Annotated in this window: 19 protein-coding genes and 1 pseudogene; 9 read left to right on the plus strand and 11 right to left on the minus strand. The window is 57.3% G+C overall.

What is annotated here, in order from left to right; translation table 11 throughout:
• Positions 1-129: 129 nt before the first annotated feature.
• From pyk to AC3B5A_RS02390, 6 genes are all read right to left on the minus strand, one after another.
• Positions 130-1,572, minus strand: coding sequence for a pyruvate kinase (gene pyk, locus AC3B5A_RS02365; RefSeq protein ID WP_489798564.1), 1,443 nt, complete (start codon positions 1,570-1,572; stop codon positions 130-132).
• A 120-nt stretch (positions 1,573-1,692) separates the two neighbouring features.
• Positions 1,693-2,709: a TerC family protein gene (locus AC3B5A_RS02370; protein ID WP_489798566.1), complete on the minus strand. Its 1,017-nt coding sequence runs from the start codon at positions 2,707-2,709 to the stop codon at positions 1,693-1,695.
• A 47-nt stretch (positions 2,710-2,756) separates the two neighbouring features.
• On the minus strand, positions 2,757-4,868 hold the full coding sequence (gene uvrB, locus AC3B5A_RS02375; protein ID WP_489798568.1) for an excinuclease ABC subunit UvrB: 2,112 nt from the start codon (positions 4,866-4,868) through the stop codon (positions 2,757-2,759).
• A 3-nt stretch (positions 4,869-4,871) separates the two neighbouring features.
• Positions 4,872-5,567 (minus strand): dephospho-CoA kinase, encoded by a 696-nt coding sequence (gene coaE / locus AC3B5A_RS02380; RefSeq protein ID WP_489798569.1) that lies wholly within the window; start codon positions 5,565-5,567, stop codon positions 4,872-4,874.
• Between the two features lie 201 nt (positions 5,568-5,768).
• Complete coding sequence (gene rpsA, locus AC3B5A_RS02385; RefSeq protein ID WP_489798571.1) at positions 5,769-7,250, minus strand: 30S ribosomal protein S1; 1,482 nt, start codon at positions 7,248-7,250, stop codon at positions 5,769-5,771.
• A gap of 134 nt (positions 7,251-7,384) precedes the next feature.
• On the minus strand, positions 7,385-8,302 hold the full coding sequence (locus AC3B5A_RS02390; protein WP_489798573.1) for a bifunctional methylenetetrahydrofolate dehydrogenase/methenyltetrahydrofolate cyclohydrolase: 918 nt from the start codon (positions 8,300-8,302) through the stop codon (positions 7,385-7,387).
• A gap of 139 nt (positions 8,303-8,441) precedes the next feature.
• On the opposite strand from AC3B5A_RS02390, the gene AC3B5A_RS02395 reads away from it, so the two are divergent.
• From AC3B5A_RS02395 to AC3B5A_RS02405, 3 genes are all read left to right on the plus strand, one after another.
• A complete protein-coding gene (locus AC3B5A_RS02395) occupies positions 8,442-9,545 on the plus strand; it encodes a metal ABC transporter solute-binding protein, Zn/Mn family (RefSeq protein WP_489798575.1) in 1,104 nt (367 codons plus the stop codon).
• Between the two features lie 206 nt (positions 9,546-9,751).
• The gene (locus tag AC3B5A_RS02400; RefSeq protein ID WP_489798929.1) at positions 9,752-10,594 is read left to right on the plus strand and encodes an ATP-binding cassette domain-containing protein; all 843 of its coding nucleotides are present in this window, start codon (positions 9,752-9,754) and stop codon (positions 10,592-10,594) included.
• Positions 10,591-11,427, plus strand: a complete 837-nt coding sequence (locus AC3B5A_RS02405; RefSeq protein ID WP_489798577.1) for a metal ABC transporter permease — start codon at positions 10,591-10,593, stop codon at positions 11,425-11,427. Before AC3B5A_RS02400 ends, AC3B5A_RS02405 begins: the two co-directional genes overlap by 4 nt.
• A gap of 185 nt (positions 11,428-11,612) precedes the next feature.
• Here AC3B5A_RS02405 and AC3B5A_RS02410 read toward each other — a convergent pair whose 3' ends face one another.
• Positions 11,613-12,230 carry a CarD family transcriptional regulator gene (locus tag AC3B5A_RS02410; protein ID WP_489798579.1) on the minus strand — a complete coding sequence of 206 codons (618 nt, stop codon included), beginning with the start codon at positions 12,228-12,230 and terminating at the stop codon, positions 11,613-11,615.
• Between the two features lie 187 nt (positions 12,231-12,417).
• Here AC3B5A_RS02410 and AC3B5A_RS02415 point away from each other — a divergent pair.
• The 4 genes and pseudogenes from AC3B5A_RS02415 to AC3B5A_RS02430 form a co-directional block, all read left to right on the plus strand.
• Positions 12,418-13,128 (plus strand): annotated as a pseudogene (locus AC3B5A_RS02415) (response regulator transcription factor); the annotation flags it as partial.
• 233 nt (positions 13,129-13,361) lie between these two features.
• Positions 13,362-14,351 (plus strand): sensor histidine kinase, encoded by a 990-nt coding sequence (locus AC3B5A_RS02420; protein ID WP_489798931.1) that lies wholly within the window; start codon positions 13,362-13,364, stop codon positions 14,349-14,351.
• A 73-nt stretch (positions 14,352-14,424) separates the two neighbouring features.
• A complete protein-coding gene (locus tag AC3B5A_RS02425; protein WP_489798581.1) occupies positions 14,425-15,015 on the plus strand; it encodes a LexA family protein in 591 nt (196 codons plus the stop codon).
• Complete coding sequence (locus tag AC3B5A_RS02430) at positions 15,012-16,352, plus strand: Y-family DNA polymerase (protein WP_489798583.1); 1,341 nt, start codon at positions 15,012-15,014, stop codon at positions 16,350-16,352. Before AC3B5A_RS02425 ends, AC3B5A_RS02430 begins: the two co-directional genes overlap by 4 nt.
• A gap of 71 nt (positions 16,353-16,423) precedes the next feature.
• On the opposite strand, the gene AC3B5A_RS02435 is transcribed toward AC3B5A_RS02430, so the two are convergent.
• Both AC3B5A_RS02435 and AC3B5A_RS02440 read right to left on the minus strand, forming a co-directional pair.
• Positions 16,424-16,717, minus strand: coding sequence for a ComF family protein (locus AC3B5A_RS02435; RefSeq protein ID WP_489798584.1), 294 nt, complete (start codon positions 16,715-16,717; stop codon positions 16,424-16,426).
• A 582-nt stretch (positions 16,718-17,299) separates the two neighbouring features.
• On the minus strand, positions 17,300-18,133 hold the full coding sequence (locus AC3B5A_RS02440) for an HAD-IIB family hydrolase (protein ID WP_489798933.1): 834 nt from the start codon (positions 18,131-18,133) through the stop codon (positions 17,300-17,302).
• A gap of 111 nt (positions 18,134-18,244) precedes the next feature.
• On the opposite strand from AC3B5A_RS02440, the gene AC3B5A_RS02445 reads away from it, so the two are divergent.
• Complete coding sequence (locus AC3B5A_RS02445; RefSeq protein WP_489798586.1) at positions 18,245-18,682, plus strand: metallopeptidase family protein; 438 nt, start codon at positions 18,245-18,247, stop codon at positions 18,680-18,682.
• A 4-nt stretch (positions 18,683-18,686) separates the two neighbouring features.
• On the opposite strand, the gene AC3B5A_RS02450 is transcribed toward AC3B5A_RS02445, so the two are convergent.
• Both AC3B5A_RS02450 and AC3B5A_RS02455 read right to left on the minus strand, forming a co-directional pair.
• Positions 18,687-20,396, minus strand: a complete 1,710-nt coding sequence (locus AC3B5A_RS02450) for a DUF5719 family protein (protein ID WP_489798588.1) — start codon at positions 20,394-20,396, stop codon at positions 18,687-18,689.
• Positions 20,393-23,548, minus strand: a complete 3,156-nt coding sequence (locus AC3B5A_RS02455; protein ID WP_489798590.1) for a glycosyltransferase family 2 protein — start codon at positions 23,546-23,548, stop codon at positions 20,393-20,395. Before AC3B5A_RS02455 ends, AC3B5A_RS02450 begins: the two co-directional genes overlap by 4 nt.
• Positions 23,549-23,706: 158 nt before the next feature.
• Here AC3B5A_RS02455 and AC3B5A_RS02460 point away from each other — a divergent pair, with 158 nt between their 5' ends.
• Entirely contained in the window at positions 23,707-25,077 is a 1,371-nt protein-coding gene (locus AC3B5A_RS02460) for an LCP family protein (RefSeq protein ID WP_489798591.1), read from the plus strand.
• The last annotated feature ends 104 nt before the right edge of the window (positions 25,078-25,181 follow it).

Genomic DNA, 25,181 nt, shown 5'->3' on the forward strand with positions numbered 1-25,181 from the left:
GTACTGCTCAGTATTGTTTTGCGAACGGAAAACGGAGCCACACCTTGCAGCATGACTCCGCATATTCCCAGTAAAGCGCCGTTACTTAGCAGCGTTCGGCAATGAAGCAATCATTGCGGTTTATGTGACTCAGTCGCAAGCACCCACGGTGTGGATGTAGATTGAATCGGTACGACCGGACTGACGCTCACCTTGTGCAGAGCTGAGCACCACAATCTTATCACCGTCCGAAACCTTGCCCGCGGCGCGCAGCAGCTGATCCGTGGAGATCATGAGGTCCTTGCGGCTCTTGTCGTGGTAGTTCTCCTCAGTGCAGAACGCTTCGGTGCCCCAGCTCAGAGCCAGCCAGTGGAAAGTGTGCTCGTTGTTGGTAATACCGTAGATCGGGGCCTGCGGACGCTCGCGGGAAACACGGTGCACCGTGCTGCCGGTCTGAGTATAAGCCACGATGGCCTTAGCGTTGATCTTGTCTGCCAGATCGACGGCGGCGGAAGACACCGCGCCGGTGCTCGACATGTCAAGGTTGTCGATCTCAGGGATACGGTCGTAGCCGTGCTCGGTGGCATAGCCAGAGATGCGGGACATGGTGTTCACCGTCTCAAACGGGTACTTGCCCACGGCGGTCTCATTGGAAGTCATGGTGGCATCGGCACCGTCAAGCACCGCGTTGGCGCAGTCAGAAGCCTCGGCGCGTGAAGGCACCGGGGAGTTGACCATGGAACCGAGCACCTCGGTGGCCACGATGACCGGCTTGGCATACTGGCGAGAAAGCTCGATGCAGCGCTTGGTGACCAGAGGCACCTCTTCGAACGGCATCTCCACCGCCATGTCGCCACGAGCCACCATGATGCCGTCAAAGGCCTTCACGATGTCCTCAAGGTTCTCGACAGCCTGCGGCTTCTCGATCTTGGCAACGACGGGAATGCGACGGCCTTCCTCGTCCATGATCTCGTGAGCACGGTCGATATCGGAGGCGAAGCGCACAAACGACATGGCGATGATGTCAGCACCGGTCTGCACAGCCCAGCGCAAATCGGACTCGTCCTTCTCGGTGAGCGCAGGCAGGCTCACGGCCACGCCCGGCAGATTGATGCCCTTGTGGCTTGACACCGGGCCGGCCACAATCACCTTGGTGTGCACGTTGTTACCCTCGACCTTGGTGACCTCGAGACGAACCTTGCCGTCGTCAATGAGAATCGGATCCCCTGGGTGGCAGTCGCCCGGCAGGCCCTTGAAAGTGGTGGAGGTGATGTGCTCGTCGCCTTCGATGTCGTCAGTGGTGATGACGAATTCCTGACCGGCCTCAAGCTGAACCTTGTCCTCGCCCTCGGCGTTCTTCTTGAACCAACCGCAACGAATCTTCGGTCCCTGCAAATCAACCAAGACGGCAACGTTACGGCCCGTGGCCTTCGATGCCTGACGAACGTTGTTGTAGACCTTCAAGTGATCTTCAGGGGTGCCGTGCGAGCGGTTGAGGCGCGCCACGTCCATGCCATTCTCCACCAGCTTGGTGAGATTCTCCAGCGATTCGGTCGCGGGTCCTATGGTATCTACAATCTTCGCCTTGCGCATCGATTACCTATCCTGTCTGTTGATGAATGTACCGACCCGTGCATGCCGGGTCTTCTTCCAGCATACTAGGAGGAGGGTCATTTCACTCGTGCGACACCCAAATTCATGTGAGCGCTCACATCACACCTCGCTCTTTGCTTCGATCTCATCTTGTGCACCAGCTCGTTCATCATGACGCATTTTCAGCAGACTCGCCACCGAGGCTGCCACCAGGGCCACAACGATCACAGCCAGCGATACCCAGGTAGGGATCTCCGGCACCTGTTCAATCGGCTTGCCACCATTCAAGAACGGCAACGTATTCCCGTGCAGCGCTTCCATGACCAGTTTCACGCCGATGAAACCCAGAACTACCGCCAACCCGTAGGGCAAATACTCAAGCTTGTCAAGCAGGCCGCCAAGCATGAAGTACAGCTGCTGCAATCCCAACAGGGCAAACACGTTGGACGTAAAGACAATGAATGGGTCTTTGGTGAGACCGAAGATTGCGGGGATCGAATCGAATGCAAACATGACATCGGTGGTACCGATTGCGAGGAAGACAATGAGCAGAGGCGTCCATACCTTTTTACCCGCACGTTCCACACGCAGATGAGTCTCATCGTAATCGTTAGTGATATTAACCACTTTACGCAATGCCCGAATCAGCGCGTTCTCATGGTATTCCTCTTCGTCATCACCGTTACCGCCGACTAGTTTGACTGCCGTGTAGATCAGGAACGCCCCAAAGATGAAAAACACCCATGTGAACTTGGCGATGACGGCCGAACCCACCAGGATAAAGATTCCTCGCAAAACCAAGGCCACTGCGATACCCACACTCAACACATAGCGTTGCAGTCGCTTGGGCACAGCGAAATTCGACATGATGATGACGAATACAAACAGGTTGTCAATGCTGAGCGAATACTCCGTCAACCAGCCTGAGTAGAACTCAATGGCAGGTTGAGAACCGGCCACCCACCATACCAGCACACCGAAAATCAGTGATGCGACTATGAAAAACGCGATATGACGAACGCACTCCTTCATAGAGGGAATGTGTGGTTTGAGGCCGATAACAAACAAGTCAACGACAAAGAAAACGGCAAGCACCACAAAAGTGACCACCATGAATGGCATTGGGGTTTCAGACATACGCCAAGCTTACGGAATGGCGCTGACTGCATCCACACTTGTGACAGCTATTTCTGCGCTTCGGTAATCTGCCTCAGCTCCTTCTTCAAATCACGAATCTCATCTCGCAAACGTGCAGCAAGTTCGAACTGCAGCTGTTCTGCCGCCGTATGCATCTGGTCACTCATTTGACGAATCAGATCGGCCAGATCTTGCGCAGGCAAGCCGGCCTTGATGATGTCGTCATGATGCTTTTGCAAATCAGCATCATCTAGGCCGGTCAGAGCCACAGGCTTGACGCCTGCGCGTTTCTCGTCACGATAACCGCCATCAAGCAGAGCTTGGGTATCAATATCCTCTTTGGCCAGCATGTCATTGACATCACTGATCTTTTTAATCAGTGGTTTGGGATTCACACCATGCTCTTTGTTGTATGCAATCTGCTTGGCGCGGCGGCGGCTGGTCTCATCGATTGCTTTGCCCATAGCCTCGGTGACTTCATCTGCATACATGAGCACTGTGCCCGAAACATTCCTTGCAGCGCGACCAATCGTCTGTATGAGCGAGCGGTAGGAACGCAGGAACCCTTCTTTGTCTGCATCAAGGATGGCAACCAAGGAGACCTCGGGCAAATCAAGGCCCTCACGCAGCAGGTTGATGCCGACAATGACGTCAATTTTGCCTTCGCGCAGTTCGCGCAGCAACTCAACTCGCCGCAGTGTGTCCACATCCGAATGCAGATACTCCACTTTGATGTCGCGTTCCAGCAGGTAATCGGTCAGATCCTCCGCCATCTTCTTGGTCAGCGTGGTGACCAGAACGCGCTCGTTTTTGGCCACACGATCCTTGATTTCGCCCAGCAAATCATCAATCTGCCCTTTGACCGGACGCACTTCGATCTCAGGATCGAGCAAACCTGTGGGACGGATAACCTGCTCCACTACTCCGTCGGAAAGCCCCATCTCATAATCGCCGGGCGTGGCGGAAAGATAGACGGTCTGCCCCACACGTTCCAGGAATTCAGGCCACTTGAGCGGACGGTTATCCATAGCCGAAGGAAGACGGAACCCATGCTCCACCAGTGTGCGCTTACGGCTGGCATCCCCCTCGAACATGGCTCCGATCTGCGGCACAGTGACATGCGATTCATCAATGACCAGCAGAAAATCGTCCGGGAAAAAGTCCAGCAAAGTATGCGGCGCCGACCCAGGCTCTCTGCCATCGAAGTGACGGGAATAATTCTCGATGCCAGCGCAGGAACCAACCTGCTCAATCATCTCCAGATCGTATGTGGTACGCATCGAAAGACGCTGCGCCTCGAGCTCCTTGCCTTGCTTCTTCAGTTCTGACACACGCTGAGCAGTCTCTTCCTTGATGGATTTCACGGCCCGTTCGGTGCGCTCAGGACCTGCGATGTAGTGTGATGCAGGGAAGATATGCACAGAAGGTTCATGAGCCACGACATCACCTGTCAGCGGGTGCAGTGTGGAAATACGGTCGATCTCATCACCGAAAAACTCGATGCGAATAGCCAGTTCCTCATAGACCGGAATGATCTCGACCGTGTCCCCACGCACTCGAAATGTGCCGCGGGTAAACGCAATGTCGTTGCGCTTGTACTGCATGGACACGAACGTACGCAACAGTTCGTCTCGATTGACCTCTTGCCCCTCATGCAGCATCAGCATACGGCCGGCGTACTCTTCGGGAGTACCCAGGCCATAGATACATGAGACTGTAGCCACTACCACACAATCGTTGCGGGTCAACAGGTTGGCCGTGGCCGCATGCCTCAGCCGCTCCACATCGTCGTTGATATTGGAGTCCTTCTCAATGTATGTATCAGTCTGAGGAATGTATGCCTCAGGCTGGTAGTAGTCGTAATACGATACGAAATAGCTCACGGCGTTATCCGGCATCAGCTCGCGAAACTCCGCACATAGCTGCGCAGCCAACGTCTTGTTTGGCTCCAAGATCAGCGTCGGCCGCTGCAGCCGCTCCACCAGCCACGCAGTCGTGGCGGTTTTACCGGTGCCTGTGGCACCCATCAGCACGACGTCGTTCTCGCCGTTTTCTATGCGCGTTGCCAATTCCTCAATGGCTTGAGGCTGATCACCAGACGGCTGGTACGGCGACTTGACCACAAACGGCTTACTGGTACGTTCGATGTTGAAACCCACGACTTACCTCCCCATGTCCCCTCGCTGCCACGATGAATACAGCATATCAACACACTCGAACATTTGTTCGAGTGGCTGTGTTGAGTCAATAATGACGTCGGCCAACGCTTTACGTTCTTGTTCACCCACTTGACTGCGCACCCGCCCTCTGGCTTGTTCCTCACTCGCCCCACGCAATACGACCATGCGCCTCATACGTTCCACTTCAGGCGCTTCCACACTCACTATGCAGTCAAACGTAAACGGCATCTCATTGACCACCTGCGCCAGTAGCGGAACATCATGCACCACCACCGTATAAGTGCCAGCTATCGCTTTTCTTTTAGTCTGCATCACGGCAGAGGAGCGCTGCGCATTGAGCATAATCCGCTCTTCGCGCTGAGCAAGCTGATAAATCAGCGGATGCTCAATGGCGTTCAGCATCTGCACGGCACCACGATCGGCGCCGGTCCCGAATACGCGTTCGGCCATCCACGCACGATTAAGGGAACCATCCGGCAAAGCTGCCTGCTCACCGAACGCCTCCACAATGCGCCGCATCGCTTCTCCCCCAGGCGCAACAACTTTTCTGGCAAGCACATCATAGTCAATCAGCAAAGCCCCAAGCTTGCCCAGTCGTGCGGCAACGGTGCTTTTCCCCGCGGCGATTCCCCCGGTAAGCCCGACCCTTACCATGCGCAAATCAGAATCAACCAGCATACCGGCTCCTCGCCAACTCGATACATATGGTGTTGTTACTGCTCACCATCACCACAACCCGCAACCTGCCATAGATGCAGTCATACCCTGCCATGCCCAGACACAAGTGCATATGCAAAGTGGGTGGCGCAACAATCTGCACCACCCACTCCATGACCGGCTTGCTCAATGCGAGCCGCATCAACGGACTACGCCGCTAGCTCACTTCTTCTCGTTCATGAGCTGCTCACGCAGAGCTGCGAGCTGATCGGAATCAGCAAGCGTGCCCTCGGTAGCCGCCTGAGAGGAGTAGTTCGTGGACTCTTCAGGAGCACTTTCGCTGCTGGAAGCCTGGTTGTCGGCGCTTGCCGAAGCCTCAGCCTTCTCGTTCTCCTTGATGGCGAACTCCTTGTGCTGCTCCCACAGATCGTGGGCCGCTGCGTACTGGCTCTCCCATTCCTTGCGCTGCTCCTCGTAGCCAGCGATCCACTCGTTGGTCTGCGGGTCGAAGCCTTCAGGATACTTGTAGTTGCCCTCGTCGTCGTAGTCGGCAGGCATGCCGTACAGCGCCGGATCGAAGTCCTCGGAGGAGGCGTCAACGGAATCGTTGGCCTGCTTCAGGGACAGCGAGATGCGGCGGCGGTCGAGATCAACGTCAATGACCTTGACGAAGATTTCCTCGCCCTGCTTGACGACGGTCTCCGGGTTGTCGACGTGACGGTTGGCCAGCCCGGAGATGTGCACCAAGCCTTCGATGCCATCTTCGACGGACACAAACACACCGAACTGCACGATCTTGGTGACCTTGCCCTTGACGATCTGCCCGGGCACATGAGTGCGGGCGAAGCGCTGCCAAGGATCTTCCTGGGTGGCCTTGAGAGACAGCGAGATACGCTCGCGATCCAAATCCACATCCAGCACCTCGACAGTGACCTTGTCGCCAACCTTGACGACCTCGGACGGGTGGTCGATGTGCTTCCAAGAAAGCTCGGAGACGTGGATGAGGCCGTCCACCCCGCCCAAATCGACGAATGCGCCGAAGTTGACGATGGAGGAGATGACACCCTCGCGAATCTGGCCCTTCTTAAGCTGAGCCAAGAAGGTCTCGCGAACTTCGGACTGCGTCTCTTCGAGGTACTGACGACGGGAGAGCACCACATTGTTGCGGTTCTTGTCGAGCTCGAGAATCTTGGCCTGAATCTTCTGACCGATGTAGGGAGAAAGATCGCGGACACGGCGCATCTCAACCAAGGAGGCGGGCAGGAAGCCACGCAGGCCGATATCGACGATCAGGCCGCCCTTGACAGCCTCAATGACAGTGCCTTCAACCACACCGTCATCGTTCTTGATCTTCTCGATGTCGCCCCAAGCGCGCTCGTACTGTGCACGCTTCTTGGAGAGGATCAGCCGACCTTCTTTGTCTTCCTTCGTGACGACGAGCGCCTCGATGGTGTCCCCGACTTCGACGACCTCATCAGGACTCACGTCCTTCTTGATAGAAAGCTCACGGGACGGGATGACACCTTCGGTCTTGTAACCGATGTCAAGCAGCACTTCATCATGGTCAATCTTGACGACCGTGCCCTCAACCAGGTCACCGTCATCGAAATTCTTGATGGTGGAATCAACCACCTTGATGAAGTCTTCTTCGGTGCCGATGTCATTGATCGCAACCTTGGCGACTTCGTTATTGTTTTCTGCCATTAACGTGGTTTCTGTTCATGTGTGGATGGATAATATCAGTGTTAAGTTGTAGAAACAGCGACAAACGCTGCAACAATCCCTAAGAATATAGGGAACCCTAGCCAAAATTATGCTGGCATTCCGGGCGTGTCGCATCACTGAGCCGCAGCATCCCTCTCCGCCATCTCCACGACGTTGGTCAGCAGCATGGCACGCGTCATCGGTCCGACTCCCCCAGGATTGGGTGTGTAGGCACTTGAGCGTTCGTAACATGCCTGGTCCACGTCACCGGCAATGCGGTACTTGCCGCTCTGCTCGTCGAACACACGAGAGATGCCCACATCAACCAGTACGGCTCCTTCTTTAACGTCTTGCGGTTTCACGAAGCCTGCCACACCAGTGGCGCTCACCACTACATCTGCACGCGACACCTGCTCCGCCACATTGCACGTACCAGAATGGCAGAGCGTTACCGTGGCATTGACATCCCTACCCGTGAGCAACATGCCGATGGTACGCCCCACAGTAATGCCTCGGCCTATCACGCACACGTTCTTACCATCCAACGACACCCCATACCGGTCAAGCAACGTGACGATGCCTCTGGGCGTGCACGGCAACGGGAACGCTGCACCCGATTGCTCCAGCACCCCGGTTCCCTGTGTGTGCAACGCCAGCTGGCCCAAGTTGTACGGGTGCATGCCGTCAGCATCCTTGGCAGGGTCGATATGCTCGATCACAGCCTGCTGGTCAATGCCCCGAGGGAGAGGCAACTGCACAATATATCCCGTACACGCACGATCGCGATTGAGTGCTTCGACCTCGCCAAGGACATCCTGCAAGGAAGCACTCGCCGGCATGTTCACCGCAATGGAGTGGATGCCCACCTGTGCACAATCGCGGTGTTTGCCAGCCACATACTTCTGCGAAGCGGGGTCATCCCCCACCAGTACCGTGCCCAGTCCCGGAGTGATGCCCCGACTGCGCAAAACATCCACGCGCCGATGCAGATCTTCCTTGATTGCCTTGGCCGCAGCCTTGCCATCCAACACCAACGGCTGATTGACTACCATTTCTTCACTCCTTCGGCGAACCGTGAAACCGCTTCCGCTGAAACGGGTATCGTTTTCTGTATTGTAGAGTGGAAACCATCGTTTTACAATCCGCGTACCGAAAGCAGGTACGGGACTGCGAACCTCGGGAAGGCGCAAGATGAAACATCGCATATTGCTCAAGGCCGTGACGCTTCTGGTGTCCGCCGGCATGCTCTCCTCATTGGCCGCCTGCGGCTCGAAGGGAAACAACGATCTTGACAACGACGAGAAGGCCGCTGCCCAAAGCAGTTCCAAAACCGTCGGCAAAATAGATGTCGTCGCCTCCATCGGTCAGTGGGGTTCCCTCGCCGAGCAAATCGGCGGCAAGCATGTGCAGGTACAGTCCATTGTCAACGGCACCTCCGGGGATGCCCACGATTTCGAGCCTCAGACCGCCGACATCGCCAAGATTCAAAAGGCACAGGTATTGCTCACCAACGGAGCCGGATACGACGACTGGGCCGGCAAAAGCATCGCCAAGAAGACCACCAGCGTCAGCGCCTCGGAGCTGACCGGCACCAGGACAGGCAGCAACCCGCACCTGTGGTTCTCCAAAATCGCACGCCAAGCGGTGGCCTTGTCTCTGAAGAATACGTTTATCGCCATTGAGCCAAGAAACGCGACGGATTTCAAAAACAATTACGAGAAGTGGCAGTCGCAGGAAAAAACCCTCGAAGACAAGATGCAGAGCTTCAAGGACGCACACAACGGCACTCCGTACGTCGCCACAGAATCAGTGGCCCATTACCTGATGGACGACTTGGGCTTGCAAGACGTGACACCAAAAGGTTATGCACGTTCTTCCTCCTCTGAAGGAGAGCCTTCGCCGTCGGACCTGCAGAAGTTCAAGACCATACTCTCCTCCCGTCAAGCCGCTCTTCTGATCAACAACACCCAGGAAGCCAATGACGCTACGAATATTCTGACCGGAACAGCCGGACGCAGCGAAGTACCCGTAGTGGATGTGAGCGAACAGATGCCGGAGAATGAGAAGAATCTCGTTACCTGGGTCACTCATCTGATGAACAACGTAACCCAAGCCCTGAAAAAGTTCGACGGTACCGCTGTTGATCATCCGGTTTCTCCCGACAACACCAGTGGCGCTGGAGATGCATCGAATTCGGCGGGAGACGGCACGGGCAGCACCACACCGCAGCCTTCCCCATCTCCAACGGCGCCGTCGGCACCTTCCAACGAGGGGCAAACCGATCCCGGCAAGTAAACGGACGGGGTGATGCCAGCCGCACTCCAACCGCAAGACGCCGTGTTGTCCAACTCACGTGTAGGCATAACGCTCAGATACCAACTCTGGTCAGCATCTGAGGCAATCATAGAATCAACAACCGCACTATCTCACAGGAGGCCAGTGTGAACGCAGCATGTACCGAAACATCAACCACCACTGCGCCCTCAAACGAGAATGAGGACATGGCCATCTCGTTTACGGATGCGAGCATCAAACGCGGCGACCGCACCATATGGAGTCATGGAAATTTTGGCATCCCCTATGGTTCCGTGACTGCGATTGTGGGCACCAATGGTGCCGGGAAAACCACAATGATGAGTGCGGAACTGGGTCTGCTGCCACTGTCCACCGGTTCGCTGCAAGTACTGGGAGGCAAGCCCGGAACCGTCAACGGACGCATCGGCTACGTGCCGCAGAACTACGCCGGCGACATCGAATCGAACCTAACTGCCGAGCAGTCGGTCTTTCTGGGAATCAACGGCACACAGTTCGGTCTGCACCCGTTGACTGCCGAACAAAAACAGCGTGCGTATGAGGCCATGACGTTCACCGGAGTGAGAGACAAAGCCAAGTATCGTCTCGCGGAGCTGTCGGGAGGTTTGCGCCAACGCGTAGCCATTGCCCAGGCCATCGTCGGTGAACCGGATTTGCTGATGCTCGATGAGCCGCTTGCCAATCTGGATTTGGCTGCCCAGCACGAGACCGTACACGTGCTGGCAAAACTCAACCAGGACTTGGGCATGACCATTCAGGTAGTGGCGCACGATCTGAACATGCTGCTGCCCATTCTCACAGGAGCCGTCTATCTGCTGGACGGACACCCCCATTACGCACGCATGAACGAAGTGCTCGACGCTGACCTGCTCACCCATTTGTATGGCACCACCGTACAAGTGGTAACGACTCCGCAGGGCGACATGTTCGTCACTCCAAGCCCCGATGAGCCGCAGGACATGACGCTTGACACGCACAACCCTGCCGAAGTCGCGCAATTCCATCACCACCATGCAAGGAGCAAGCAATGAGCGCTATCGATTTCCATTTTGAGCGCGACTGGATGGCGGTGCTCAACGAGCCGTTCATGACCAATGCGTTCATCGCCGGACTGTGCATTGCCATAGCAGCCGGAGTCATGGGCTATTTCACCATTGCGCGCAAGTCCACATTCGCAGCTCACTCTCTGGCGCACATCGGTTTGCCTGGTGCCACTGGAGCGGTATTGCTGGGACTCCCTGTCTCGCTGGGAATGGGAGTGTTTGCCTTAGGAGGCGCTCTCATCATCGGTGCTCTGGGCAAGCGTGCCTCACAACGAGAAATCGCCACCGGTACCGTACTGGCGTTCGCCACCGGATTGGGATTGTTCTTCGCCCGACTCTCCAGTTCGGCCTCACAGCAGATGCAATCCATCCTCTTCGGTTCCATTCTGACCATCAGCGACGATCAGATCATCGGCTTTGCAATATTCGATGTGGTGCTGCTCGTCGTGTTGGCGGTAATCTACCGTCCTCTGCTGTTCAGCTCCCTCGACGAACAGGTGGCGCAGGCCAAAGGCGTGCCCGTGGGGCTGATGAATGTGCTGTTCATGTCCATCATGGCAGGTGTCATCACTATTGCCGTGCCTGCGGTGGGCACACTGCTCATTTTCGCTCTGGTAGTCACCCCCGCAGCCACCGCCAACATGATCGTCGGCTCTCCCATCGCATCGATGGTAGTGGCGGGCGTGCTCTGCTTGGTTTCCATCTGGGGAGGACTGGCCATCTCCGCGATGTTCCCGGCGCCCCCAAGCTTTATTATCGTCACCATCTCCACCCTGCTGTGGCTCGTGGCAAAAGGTATACACACCCTGCGTAACCGGTGATGGAATTTGCCGGCACGATGCGCCGCACCCCGGCACTGCGCCCTACACAAAGAGCCGTGTCGAAAACTGCAACAATACAGGAAACTGCAACAATACAGCGAGTGGCGGTACCGTTATGAACACGATACCGCCACTCGTTTTATATTAAGCCGTCGTGTCTTTGGCAGCCCCAAAGACACAGGCCTCTACTTCTTCTTGGCTTTCGCTGACTTCTTCTCTGCCGCCTCTTCTTCAGCCACGCGTTCCAAGGTTCTGGCCGCAGGTTCATCGGGCTCTTTGCTGTGGTGCTTGGCATCGGCCTCTTCCATCGGCACATATCCCAAGTTGACATCCAGCAGATGCTGAGCCTCATCCTCTTCGATGCTTTCGGAAAGCGCAATCTCGGAAGTCAGAATGCTGCGCGCACGGGTAAGCATGCGCTTCTCCCCTGCGGAAAGACCATGCTCATCCACGTCGCGCTGCGCCAGATCACGCACCACTTCGGCGATTTTGTTGACATCACCGGTCGATATCTTCTCGACATTCAACTTGTATCGACGAGACCAGTTCATCTTCTCTTTGTCGACGATCGGGGTGCGCAGAATCTCGAAGACCTTGGATACCTCTTTGCCGTCGACGATATTACGCACGCCGACCTTCTTGACGCTGTCTACAGGCACATCGATGACGAGCCCGTCTGACGACAACACCGAGAGCTGCAAATAGTCGCGTTTGATGCCTTTGACCGTATGTTCCGTGAACGCCACAACCTTCGCAGCGCCATGACGTGGATAGACGACTACATCGCCAATCTCATACCCCATGAATCCTCCATGAGCTTACCATTGAATTCCTGCCATTATGCCACGCCGCTTGGACCAACAAACGGCTATCACTGGCTCCGACACCGCAGATACTGTGCCGCCCATGGGGAGACATACACATCCACAAAGCGCCAAAGGTGCACGGTACGGCTATTCTTGGAAACATTACACAGAAGAAAGGCATCATATGGAGAGCAGCGTCATGCAGGATTCTGGAGCACCTGTCATCCTGGTGGTCGAAGACGAGCCGGATCTGGCCACGGCCATAGCCCAACGCATAGCCGCCCAAGGATGGCAGGCCCAAGTAGCCGGCGATGGGGCTAGCGCGGTGCAGGTGGCTCGCGACTTGAAGCCTGATCTGGTGATTATGGACGTGATGTTGCCGGTGCTGGACGGTATCAGCGCCACCAAACGCATCATCGAAGAACGACCGGTACCGGTGCTCATGCTTACCGCGCGAGATGCAGAATCCGACAAGGTCAATGGCCTACGCGCAGGAGCCGACGATTACATGACCAAACCTTTCTCCCCGCGCGAGCTTATCGCCCGGTGCGAAGCATTGCTCAGACGTGTAAAAAAGGCCGGCATTATTGCTCAGCACCACGCCCAGGAGCAACAGTTGAACTTCGGATCCATCGTCATCAACCCCAAGGAGCGGGCAGTGACCTTGCGAGGTGAGCAAGTGCACCTGACCCCCACTGAGTTCGACCTGCTGGTAACCCTGGCACGCAAGCCCAAAACCGTTTTCCGCCGCGAAGAGCTGCTGAAGACCATCTGGAACTGGTATGATTCCTCAAGCACCCGCACTGTCGACTCGCATGTCAAGGCGCTACGCCACAAGTTGGGCACGGATTGCATTCGTACAGCCCACGGCGTGGGATATGCGTTCATTCCTCCGCAGGACGCCACGGTTGAGCATACCGATACAGGTGCCGGCACTGCTGTTGAGGCAGCCATTGGCAACACCACCTCTCTGCCGTCAGGAAGAGACAACGGCGGGTTGCCGAATCGCTCCATCCCCTCACGGAATTATCTGTCGTAATGCACAAGCCAAGCATCGACGCCGTGAAAAACGGTTCGGAAAAGATTCTCGAGACATCACGACCGATCGGACTGTTCTCCTCACTCAAAATGGAGTTGAGCGTCATCATCGTCTCCTCCACCGGTATCGCATTCGTCATGGCATGGTTTCTGCTCAAAGGCGGTCTGAGCGGGTGGATCGCCATGCCACTGACCTTGGCTGTGGCGCTTGGCATCACGTATCTGTTCTCCCGCGGCCTGACCGCCCCGTTGCGCCAGATGCGCGACGCCGCCGAAGCGATGGCCGAGGGTGACTACAGCGTGCGCGTGAAGACCGACGACACCAGCAAGGACGAGGTCGGTCAGTTGGCGCACTCATTCAACGATATGGCAGAGGAACTTGAGCACGCCGACCAGATGCGCCGAGACATGGTGGCGAATGTGAGCCATGAATTACGCACCCCCGTCTCGGCTTTGCAGGCCATGCTCGAGAACCTTGCAGATGGCGTGGTGGAACCGACGCCAGCCAATTTGGAAAGCATTCTGAACCAGACCCACCGACTGTCGGATCTTATTGCATTTCTGCTTGACCTGTCACGTATGGAGGCAGGCGCGGCAAGCCTGAACATCGAGCAGTTCAACCTTGCGGAGTTTTTGGACGAAACCATCGAGCCTTTGGAAATCGCCGATGCCGGACACAGCCATACGCTGGACATACGAGTGCCGCAATCGCTGAGTCTTGAAGGAGACCGTGACCGTCTGCGCCAGTTGTTCACCAATGTGATCTCAAACGCCTTCAAACATTCCGAGGATCACACCGAGATTCTGATACAGGCGCATGAGGACCGTATTCATGGCACCATTGTGACCAATGTAGTCAATTTCGGCCAGCAGATTCCCAAGTCAGAGCGCACGGACATTTTCCACCGGTTCGTCAAAGGACGAAACGGTATGGGCACTGAATCCGGCGGCACCGGCATCGGACTGTCGATCGCCCGCTGGGCGGCTCAGCTGCACGGCGGCAATGTGAGGGTCGTAGACGACAATCGTGGCGTCGATTTCGAGATCATCCTACCTAAGCATCATATCGCCGAGCGGTAGGCGTCAGTAGCGGTGTCTATGGGAGCACTCATACTGGTATTCGAACATATGTTCGAATACCAGGAGGTGAGATATGCATTCCGCAAACGTGGCGACAACATTTGAGCGAGACTGCTCGGTGACGTCCATATTCCGCTCGCGCCTGTCCCCCACGCCGGTACCGATGGCACTGGAATCGGTACACGCCGGGTTTCCATCGGTCGCACAAGACTACTTTGCAGGCGACTTCAGCTTTGACGAACAGATCATCACCCACCCTGATACCACATTCATCATCACTGTGGCAGGAGATTCCATGGAGGGGGCGGGCATCTGGGATGGCGACTTGCTGGTGGTAGACCGCTCCCTCTCACCCGAAGACGGAGATGTGGTTCTTGCCGTCCTGGATGACGAGCTGACAGTCAAACGCCTGTTGCTCAGCAATCAACAGCCCATCCTGCATGCCGAAAACCCCAACTATCCAGATTTCACCTCATACGACGCCAGCGAACTACGCATTTGGGGTGTTGTGGTGGGCAACTTCCACCAGCAACGACGACATACCAAGCAGTTGTCCACCTTCCCCACGCACCGGCAACGAACCGCTGTTCCCGGCACGATGCGTCCGACCTCCAAGCCAAATCCAAACATTGAGCCTTCATCGGCGAAACGACAGAACAGATGACCATTTCACCGGATTACGAAACCTCATCAAGCCGATATGTGCTTGCCGATGCCGATTCCTTTTTCGCCTCGTGCGAGAGGGTGTTCGACCCATCACTGGAACACAAGCCGGTCGTCGTGCTCTCCAATAACGACGGATGCGTGGTGGCACGATCCAGCGAAGCCAAACAGTTGGGCATCACCAACGGCACACCGTGGTTCAGGCTGCGCACCCGCGCCCAAGAACTTGGCATCGTTGCTCGGAGCTCAAACTACGAACTCTACGCCAGTCTTTCGTCGCGCATGATGTCAGTGATGGATCGCTTCTTGCCTGGGCAGGAGATCTACTCCATTGACGAATGCTTTATGAGGCCCCAATGGGGAGTCGAACACACTATGTCCCAAGCAACGGCAATGCGACAAGCCGTACTCACCGGCGTCGGCATTCCACTCAGCATCGGCATCGCCCCTACCAAAACTCTGGCAAAAATCGCCAACCATTGGGCCAAGGACCACCCATCATCCCACGGGGTAACCATGTGGAGCGACGTGGAACGCCGATACGGCGACCAGGCACTTGCCAGCATTCCCGTAGAACGGGTGTGGGGCGTAGGCCGACATATTACCCGTAAACTGCAGGCCATCGGCATCATAACCGCGTTGGATTTGCGCAACTGCGACCCCGCCGCCATCCGACGACGGTTTTCCGTCACCCTGGAACGTACCGTACTGGAACTCAACGGCGTGCCGTGCATCACTCAGGAAAGCGATGCCAACATGGGCATGAGATCCGGGGAGATACTATGCTCAAGGATGTTCTCACACCCCATCTCCGGTTTCGACGATATGAGTCAAGCACTCAGCGTTTACGCGCAGAAGGCCTGCCGTCGCCTGCGCAGGCAGCACAGCCTATGCTCGTACGTATCTGCATTCTGCTCCAGCAGCCCGTATGGAGAAGAGCGGGAACGCGTAAGCATCAGAGGCACAGCAACCCTGACCAATCCCAGCGACGACCCGTTGATCATCACCAAGGCCGCTTGCGACGCGCTGCGTAACCGGTTCGACCACCATGCCCGCTACGTACGCGCCGGGGTGATGTTGCTCGACCTCACCGACGCAGCACAATACACCACATTCGATGGCCTCGAGCCGCAACGAGACACCCATGAACTCGGTGCGGCACTCGACCAGATAACGCATAAGTTCGGAGATTTTCATGTCGGAATCGGGTACGGTGGCATTCGCGGAACCGGCCGTGGCGATAACGACACTGGTGCCACATGGTCAATGAGAAGGGACATGCTCTCTGCGCGGTGCACCACACGCTGGGATGAAATGGCGGTAGCCCATGCACGATAATCATCATGACGAGCCAACTCGCCCAGCATCCTCAACCTCATGTATTTGCACACAAGGCTTAGTATCAGTCTCTAGACAGTGGCATCGCTGCCGGCAAGAGCCAGGCAATCCACCTGGCATGCACCTGCCAGACGCAGCACTCTGGCACATTGACGCATGGTGGCTCCCGTGGTGACGATGTCGTCGATCAGCAGCACTTTCCGACCGCGGCAATCAGCGTGAGGAACCGGCACTATGTGCCCTTGAATACGTTTGGCACGTCCGGCAGCACCTCCGGTCTCCACCGACTTTGCACTCACCCCATGTATCCGCAACACCGACTGCGCCTGCGCTTCGATACCCACTCTTTGTAATTCGCGAGCCATAATCTTTGCCACATGCAGCATATGATTACGCCCGCGCCGCCGCATCGATCGACTCGAAGACGGGGCGGGCACCACAAGGAGTGCCTGTGATCCTCGACCACCACTGCTCGCAACTCCTGACCTCACAGCAAGACGCGCCAACGCCGCACCGAACACCCGGTCACATTCCTGATCGCCATGATCTTTCCACAGCAGGATGGCCCGCCTCGCCATCCCTCGGTACCGAGCGCAGCAGTAGCCTATCCCTCCGTCTCCTCCAACACCCAACTGCCGACGATGCACACCGTGGAACAGCACAGTACATGTCGGGCACAGCACTTCGTCCGGAGCATCACATCCAGCGCATCCACGCGGTGCGATTACATTCACCAGTGCGGCAATACACCGTCGAATACCATAGGCTAGCCGCCCGCCATATTCTTCATCGGTACCACCGCTCAGGCGAGATGAAAATAGAGGCAATATTGCTGTCGCTCGTATCATGCTCCCAAAATCTATCAGCCTAACGCCAACAACAACGGCGCACACACCTCATGTGGACGAAAGGTCGAAGCCAACGGCGTGTCGCCTGCCGACACAACGTCACCTGCCATTCGTTCCGCGCACATTGTCATCTTCCAATACGGAGATAATGCGGTCACACACACGCAACGTGTCAGCGGGACCCGACACACGTATGGGTCTTGTACCAGCAAGCGCAGCCGCGTAATCGTTGCCGTCAGGATCCATGCGATCACCGACGAACACAACCTGGTCAATACCAATGCCCAACATGTCACACAGCTTGCCTACCGCATACGCTTTATCAATCCCTTTGGCCGAGATATCAATGCTGGTGGACCCACCAGAACGCACCACCAAGTCCGGCACATCAGCGGCCACTGCAGCTGCCAAACGGTCCTTCTTGACGTTGGTGGGATCCCAGCGCTCCTTGGCCTCGACGGGAGCCGACTGTCCCAGAGCCGAGAAGGTGATCTGGCTGCCACGATCTTCGATGCGCTCCCCCCACACATCCTGTTCCCAAACTCCTTGGGCTTTGGCATGCCGTTCAATGGACGCTTTAGCGGCGCTCCGTGCCTCATCACTCAGGTCGAGCGAATACTGACATCGCCACTGCCCATCCGCCCAACGGTAGTAGCGCGTACCGCTGGTCGGCATGATATGCACATGCTCACGGTTTGCGCTGGCCCCAAGCATATCCAACACCTGACTGCGTGCCAAGTCGAAACTGCCACCGGTGATTACCGCCACCGGAACAAGCTTGGTGAGCTCGGTGATACGCGCCGCCATGTCCGGCAGCATCGGCTTCTTGGAACGAGCCAGCGTATTGTCAAGATCGAAGGCGATGGCTTTCATGCCCCGGGCCACGGCCGTCATATCACCATCTTGCCACACCGGTATGTTGACTGGCTCCATCATCGCTCCCGTTCCGGTCAGGCACCGAGCCCGAACTCACTCACTGCACTCTAGCAGCACACAGACCCGTATGCTACAGCAGATGCCCGAGCCTCGTCATAGCATGAAAGCATGCTACAACCCCCTTGGCTCTCCCACACCTACCGCAACCCTCATGGACGAGGAGTGCGAACCCCGCCTTTTGGCGTGCGCCTGCCCCGCTATCGCACCAAGTCGGGCTCATTCGATGATATGGCGTCCTCGCAGATTCGCAGACTGAGCCTGGCCTGGCCCGAACTGACAACTCCAGTACAGTTCGCCGTGGAAGACGTGCCCCCTTCCGGCCCTGTGCCATGGGAAGGCCGGTCACATCTCACATCGCACTGTTTCCCTGCCGGGCGCGGCGTGCCCGCTCGCATCGTGCTGTACCGCATGCCCATGCAGATGCATCACCCTGACCGTCAGGAATTGCAGTGGGCCATTCGAGATGCGCTGGTCTCCGGACTGGCCGAACTGTACGGACGCCGTCCCGAAGATATTGACCCGGACTGGAGCGGTCTGGAATATTGACCGTTCAGCGCACCACCGTCTGACTGGGTTCGGCCCACACCTTCATGCTGTGCGGTTCCAGCGAGGATGGCCCCACAAAAGCCACGTCGGCAAGATTCGCCGCGTCAACGCTGTCGAACCGCAGACGTGCGCCCCACACAACATGGTCACTGCCCGTCATGGTGAACAGCACCGCACCGCCTACATCAGCGGGGTCAAGGCTCGACGCGGCATGACCTGCAAGACTGACATCTTTGGCTCCCACACGTTTGCCATCACCGTCGTAGCCGGTCACATGCACGGATTGCTTTTCGCCGGAAGCATTAACCACGGTCAAATTCCCCGACGCTCCGGACGGCAACGCCAACGCCGAATGACCAGTCTGCGCCAACGCCGGCAAGTAAGCGAAGTCAGCATGGGCACCGTTGGTACGGCTGACTTCCGCCTGCACATGCACTGGGGCCGAGGACTCGACGCGGATACCAAGCGCACCGTCAGGAGCCTGCCCCAAATCCGATATGCTTACCTTGCCACGGGAGACCTGCACATGCTGCTTGTCTTCCAGACCAGAGCCGGTCACCCATGATACATTCAAGTCAGCTGCCTGCTCAGCGGTAGCCAGCAACTTGACCTGATCCCCCGAATTTACGCCCGCGATCAAAGATTCGCGATTCGCTTCGTCTAACGGCACGGCATAATCGGAACCCTTGGATTGCAGCCCATCCATGGAAACACTACGTACCACTGCAGCCACCGGGGTTTCCTTGCTCGTCACCGAAACATACAGGCCTTCCTCATGCGGTGCACCAGCAGCCAAATCCACGCTGGCTTCACCGTGAGCACCCACAGTGAGTGTAGAGCCGGTGGACAGTGCTATCGGATTGCCGGATTTTGTTCCCCAAGCACGAATGACAAGCGACGTCGCCTTCGAAGAAGGATTCGCTGCGACCAGCTGATGCGTCGACCCTTCGTCGGTGGAGCCAATCAAAAAGTCCTGTTCGAGAGCGGGCACGACACAGGCTGCGGCTGACGCTCCGGCCAAGTCGCCTTGTGTGGCCCATGAAGCCACTGCAGATGCGGTACCGGTACCGGCTTTGGCGTCCAACAGTTTGGCGGTCAACACGCGAGAACCGTCGTTGACATCTCCGGCAAGCGCCTTGGCTGTGAGCCCGTCTCCCGAGGCCCTGCCCTTAAGGTCGGTGCTCTCGCTTTCCGTCCCGTCTTTGATCTTGCCGATGCTGACACGGTAAGCTGAGCCAAAGGCGCCATATCGCGATGACGAAGTGATATCACCTTCAGTGGTCTGGAATTGCCCATCACCGTACTTGCCGTTGTCGGGCAGCGACATGCGGCCAGGGCAATAAGCGGTAAGTTCGGTCTGTCGCACTTCTTTCGCCTGTCCGGATTTACCTTGTGCCGTATCCACCGGGCCCAAGCCATTAGGCATGAACATGAGTGCGGCGAGCACCAGTACCACGATGATTATGGTGAGCACGGCCGCGACCCAGCTCAACGGTTTTGTCGGTGCGGAATTGCCATCGGCGGGTTCGAGAGGTGGTGCACCTGCCGGGGTGTCGACGTTCGTCGAGCCTATGGACTCACCAACCATGCCGGAGGATGCCGTGGACATTACATCGTTACCTTGCGGGGACACAGGTGCACCTTCACCGGCATCGTCCTGCCTAAAGTCGAGCATCATCTCGTCGTCTCCCATACCGTTCTTGTTCCTTTTCATGCCTGCTCCTGACCGTAGCGACGCACGCGGGGCAGCGCCAGCAGGAAATACACTACGACGAGCACGATGAGCGTCCACATCCATACATCGCGCCAGGGGTTTTCTTGAGCCTTCGCCTGCCCCGGATTGGAGACGGACTGGGCGCTGGAGCCGTCCGAGATGATTTGGTAATAGGTTCCTGCATCAGCACTCACCACCGACTGCACCCCGTCGCTTGCCCCCACGTTGCCTATAAGCGCCTGCGAGGCGTCTTCGGCACCAGTTGACGTGTCATTGACCACATACAAGCCGCCGAATCCGAGTGCGCCAATCTGTCGAATCGCATCGTCATCGCTGTTGGACAGCAGCTGGGCGGCCGCCGCGGCAAGCGTGGAATCGGCCTGATCGCTCACTCCCGAAACCTGCTGTGCATTCCAACTCGGCGAGGTGTCCATGAGATCCCCCCTGCCGGTACGCATCACGGCATACTCCACTTTGTTCCCGGATTCCGCCCTCAGCGCGAGCACACGGTGATCGCTGTTCTTTTCCAGGTAATCACGCGCCACCATCGGCAGACCGGAGGCGCTGGCATGCACGTCTCGTTCATGCGTCCACAATCCGAAGCACGACCAGATCACAGTGACGGCGAGCAGCACCACCACCAAGACCGCACGCCACATACGTACCGCCACCATCCTCGCGCCGCCAGATGCGGTTGCCGAGGAGCCCTCAATCTGAGCTGCAGCACTCAATGAACTCTGCATATTGCCGGATGGATCTTCGGCAGAACGACGCAGCGGAATGTATTTGCGTACAGCGGCCCCTGAAGCCAGGCAGATGGCGGACAGGCACGCCAATATCATGAACGTCACTCCGGGAAGCACCGAGCCAGACACCAAACCGGCACTCCCCCATGCCGTGGAGACGCGCACTGCGACCAACGACAGCACCGCACCACATATGACCATAACCCACATCATGCGTGCCGCTCTGCACACTTTGGGTCTCAGCAACGCGATCATCGCCATCACCACTACAGCCGCCACCGCTGCCATAACGGCAAATGTCTCCGGGGAGAGGGCCAGTATGTCTTGTGCGGACTCGACATGAGGCAAACCGAACGCGCGTGTGAGCACACCGATAAAATTGATCGATGCGGGAGCAGCATCAGCTCCGCCCGGACCTGCCACATCGCCGAACAGTTCACGCCAGAATCCCAAGCCTGCATAGCGCACAGCGTGCACGAGAGTGGGAACGAGCGCAAATGCGGCAGGCAGAGGTGTGAGCAGCAGCATGGCGCGATGGCGTTTGACCATGATCACGAAGACCAGGAACATGATGATCAAGGGCAGCAACAGTTGCGGCTCAGCACATACGACAGGTATGAAGGACAGCGATGCGCAGGCAGCCATCTGTATGGAAGAGTGAGGGGTGACCGGATCTTCGGTACGGTACAGGCCCACGGCTCTGAAGGAGAATGCGAACGCTGCCGGCAAGAACATCATGACCGTGAGCATCGGCAGGTTCAATGAGTCGAACAGCCCTGTGCCCCATGCCAAAGACACCCACAGCAGTGATACGGCGGCACGTACGAAATTGGAACGGGTGAAAATGCCCGCCAACGCCCACATGGAGAGCGCGGCCAATGGAGCCGAGGCAAAGAACAGTAAGGCAAGAGATGCCGTGGTATGTCCGAGCGTCAGCAGTGAAGCGGCGAACCAAACAAGATTCCAAGGCGAGGGCGGTGCCGCTGCACCGGTACCTACGCCAAATGCCCATGGCGTGGTGGCGGAAGAGAACAGTGCACCCATCGTCGCGGCGGAAGAAGCCACTGAGTCGGAGTACAGTGCCGCACCGGAAAGCACCGAACGGAATACATCCCAGTATGCAGCTACCACGGAAGTGAATGCCACCAAGGCCACAGCCAGAGCGCCACTCCAGCGTTTTATCCGCCGCTCACGCAGATGGGATTTGGCCAGAGGACTCAACAGCACCACATGTTTCTGGCTCTCGAACATGTTGCGGCGTTGACGCCACTGCGACACTTGCCTCGAGTCGGCACGCAACATCGGCAGTTTGGATATGGCGACCTTGCTGCTGCGGCGCACCATGCCGCGTGCTCTGAGTGCCGGGAACAGCGCAGACAGCATGTACCAAGGCATGGAGATGGCGCTCCAAGCGCCAAGCGGGCGTTTGGAGAACAATTCTCGAATCGCACCCGCAACCGAAACAACAAGATGCACCAACCACGCAAGCGGCCACAGGGAACCTGTCATGTCGGTGTAGGCATAGCGTGTGATGGATTTGAAACGTTCGCGCGAGGTGTCCTGCGGATTGCTCTCATCGACCGGCTGACCGGATTTGGTGCGTATGCCCTCGGCACGAGCACGCCGGTGTGCGATTCTGGCCTGCGGCACCACGATCACACGGCCGCCTTCCAAGCATATACGACGGGAGAAGTCGCCGGCCTCCCCCATCGACCCGAACCAGGGGTTGATGCCCCTGAACTGTTTGAGGCTCTGCAACGGCACGAGCGCGCCGGCCAAGGATACGGCGAACACGTCCGTTCTTCCATCGTACTGTTCCTGATCCGGCTCCCCGTCCACCACCAGGCTTTCCAAGCGGTGGCGGCCTTCGTAATAGCCCACGTTGTGCACGTGTTCGCCGTTCCAGTCGAGCTGTTTGGCACCCAACAGCGAGGCCGTTGGAGTGTTGCGCTTGGTGTCGGTCAAGGCCGCAAGGCAGCGGTTGTCCGCCGGGCGCGAATCATCGTGGAGCATCCACAGGCTATGCACGCCACGAGCCAGGTTCGCGTACTGCAACGCCCGGTTCACCGCATCACAGAACGAACGGGCGCCGCTGACCCGCACCATCTGCATATCCACCTGCTCAATCAGCGCGTCCCGGCTGCCGCTCAGGTCTCTCACACGAACGCTGAAAGCGGAGTGCACCGGATGCTTGGTCTGACCGGTACAGTCCGCCACCACGATGGTTCCGGGCATCACATCTTGCTCCAGCACGGCTTTGAGCGTTTCCGGGAGGAAGCGTACGTCGTCTTCCACCACAACAACGGCAGCCACCTCACGGTCCACGCTTTCACGGTACGCGCGAGAACGACCCAGGATCAGGTCGGACACAATCTGTTGGACGTTTCCTTGTGGAGAAGAACTCATAAACCCCCAGTGTACGCGACCCCCACCTGCGCGCGTCGCAGTGAGCACATGAATCGGTTTCTCAGCCCAAAGCCGTACAATGAAAACCGACGCCGGCGCTAGGGTCGGTTCCGGATGCTGAGGGGTAGGCGCCGGGTTGGCAACAGGAAGGTTTTAGCGTGACATCACACCGCAAACAGAACGTGAAGCTTCCCAATGTCAGCGGGTGGAATCCGGACATGCCACGCCACAGCTTCGGGTTTACGGCAATGCATCGCGTGCGCACCACAGTCGCCATGACCATCACCGCAGTGTTGGTGTTCATAGTCTCAGCGGTGGGCATCAGCGCCTATGCGCTCATCACAGCCCCCAATTCCATCAAATCGATTGCGCAAGGCGGCAAACAAGAGGAAATCGTCGATCCCAATGCGGGCAAACCCATCGAATTCCTGCTCATGGGGCAGGACACGCGTGAGGGCGCCGGCAATACCGCCATCGGTGGCCGCAACAGCGACGAGATAGATCTGCACAATGCCGACACCACCATGGTGGTGCAGATCAGCGCTGACCGCTCCTATATCAATCTGGTTTCCATTCCGCGAGATTCCATCGTGGACGCTCCCAGCTGCGACACTTCACAAGGTAAAGTTCCCGCACAATCGAACGTCATGTTCAACTCGATCTTCGCCAGCGGGTGGAGCAAGGGCAACGATCTGGCCTCGGCTGCAGGCTGCACGCTGCACGCCGTCAATTCGCTTACCGGTCTCAATCTGCAACATTTCATTGTGGTCGACTTCCAGGGACTGAAGGACATGATTGATGCCATCGGCGGGGTCAACGTGTGTATCCCTGTAGATATGAAGGACAACTACACCAGTCTTGACCTCAAGCACGGCATGAATCATTTGGACGGCACACAGGCCACGCAATACGCGCGTATGCGCCACGGCACCGGCACTGACGGATCGGACATCATGCGTACCACTCGCCAGCAATACCTCATCAAAGAGCTCATGAACGAGGCACTGTCCAAGAACCTGCTCACCAACGGCACGCAGCTCTACCGTCTGGCAAACTCCGCGCTGAAGTCGCTCAGTATCTCCGAAGGACTTTCCAATGCATCCACACTGGTGGGGCTGGGCATGAGCCTGAAGAACATCAAGCTTGACCACTTGTACATGCGAACGTTGCCCGTGATTCCATCCCCCAGAGACCTGAACCGTGTGGTGTGGTCGAGCGCCGCCGATGACGTTTGGGCCAAGCTTCAGGAAAACAAGCCGCTCAACGCTCAAGAAGCAGCTCCCAGCAATGATTCCGGCACACAGGACAGCACGTCGGCGCCACAGGATTCCGACACATCGCAGGCTCCTCAACCCGATCCCAAGACCGGGCTCATCACCGATCAGAGCGGCAGACTCATCGACCCGGCAACCGGCGGCATCGTTGATCCGAGCGACGGGTCGATCAGAGATCCCAACACCGGCCAGTACATCGGCATCGCCAACCAGTATCTCAACCAGACGATCTGTGCCGTACCTGCGGCACAGTAGCGGCAACAAACCGATCAAGAAGATGCGCACCGCGCCGCAAGACGCACATGGCACGACTGCTCGTACAGTAGAGACACCGAAACCGAGAGAACATAGGAGAGCAA

The organism is Bifidobacterium sp. ESL1133 (genome assembly GCF_058107325.1).

Coding starts and splice junctions, on each gene's coding strand:
- pyk (WP_489798564.1), bottom strand. CDS start 1,572: ATGCGCAAGGCGAAGATTGTAGATACCATAGGACCCGCGACCGAATCG.
- AC3B5A_RS02370 (WP_489798566.1), bottom strand. CDS start 2,709: ATGTCTGAAACCCCAATGCCATTCATGGTGGTCACTTTTGTGGTGCTT.
- coaE (WP_489798569.1), bottom strand. CDS start 5,567: ATGCTGGTTGATTCTGATTTGCGCATGGTAAGGGTCGGGCTTACCGGG.
- rpsA (WP_489798571.1), bottom strand. CDS start 7,250: ATGGCAGAAAACAATAACGAAGTCGCCAAGGTTGCGATCAATGACATC.
- AC3B5A_RS02390 (WP_489798573.1), bottom strand. CDS start 8,302: ATGGTAGTCAATCAGCCGTTGGTGTTGGATGGCAAGGCTGCGGCCAAG.
- AC3B5A_RS02395 (WP_489798575.1), top strand. CDS start 8,442: ATGAAACATCGCATATTGCTCAAGGCCGTGACGCTTCTGGTGTCCGCC.
- AC3B5A_RS02400 (WP_489798929.1), top strand. CDS start 9,752: ATGGCCATCTCGTTTACGGATGCGAGCATCAAACGCGGCGACCGCACC.
- AC3B5A_RS02405 (WP_489798577.1), top strand. CDS start 10,591: ATGAGCGCTATCGATTTCCATTTTGAGCGCGACTGGATGGCGGTGCTC.
- AC3B5A_RS02410 (WP_489798579.1), bottom strand. CDS start 12,230: ATGGGGTATGAGATTGGCGATGTAGTCGTCTATCCACGTCATGGCGCT.
- AC3B5A_RS02420 (WP_489798931.1), top strand. CDS start 13,362: ATGGAGTTGAGCGTCATCATCGTCTCCTCCACCGGTATCGCATTCGTC.
- AC3B5A_RS02425 (WP_489798581.1), top strand. CDS start 14,425: ATGCATTCCGCAAACGTGGCGACAACATTTGAGCGAGACTGCTCGGTG.
- AC3B5A_RS02430 (WP_489798583.1), top strand. CDS start 15,012: ATGACCATTTCACCGGATTACGAAACCTCATCAAGCCGATATGTGCTT.
- AC3B5A_RS02435 (WP_489798584.1), bottom strand. CDS start 16,717: ATGGCTCGCGAATTACAAAGAGTGGGTATCGAAGCGCAGGCGCAGTCG.
- AC3B5A_RS02440 (WP_489798933.1), bottom strand. CDS start 18,133: ATGGAGCCAGTCAACATACCGGTGTGGCAAGATGGTGATATGACGGCC.
- AC3B5A_RS02445 (WP_489798586.1), top strand. CDS start 18,245: ATGCTACAACCCCCTTGGCTCTCCCACACCTACCGCAACCCTCATGGA.
- AC3B5A_RS02450 (WP_489798588.1), bottom strand. CDS start 20,396: ATGAAAAGGAACAAGAACGGTATGGGAGACGACGAGATGATGCTCGAC.
- AC3B5A_RS02455 (WP_489798590.1), bottom strand. CDS start 23,548: ATGAGTTCTTCTCCACAAGGAAACGTCCAACAGATTGTGTCCGACCTG.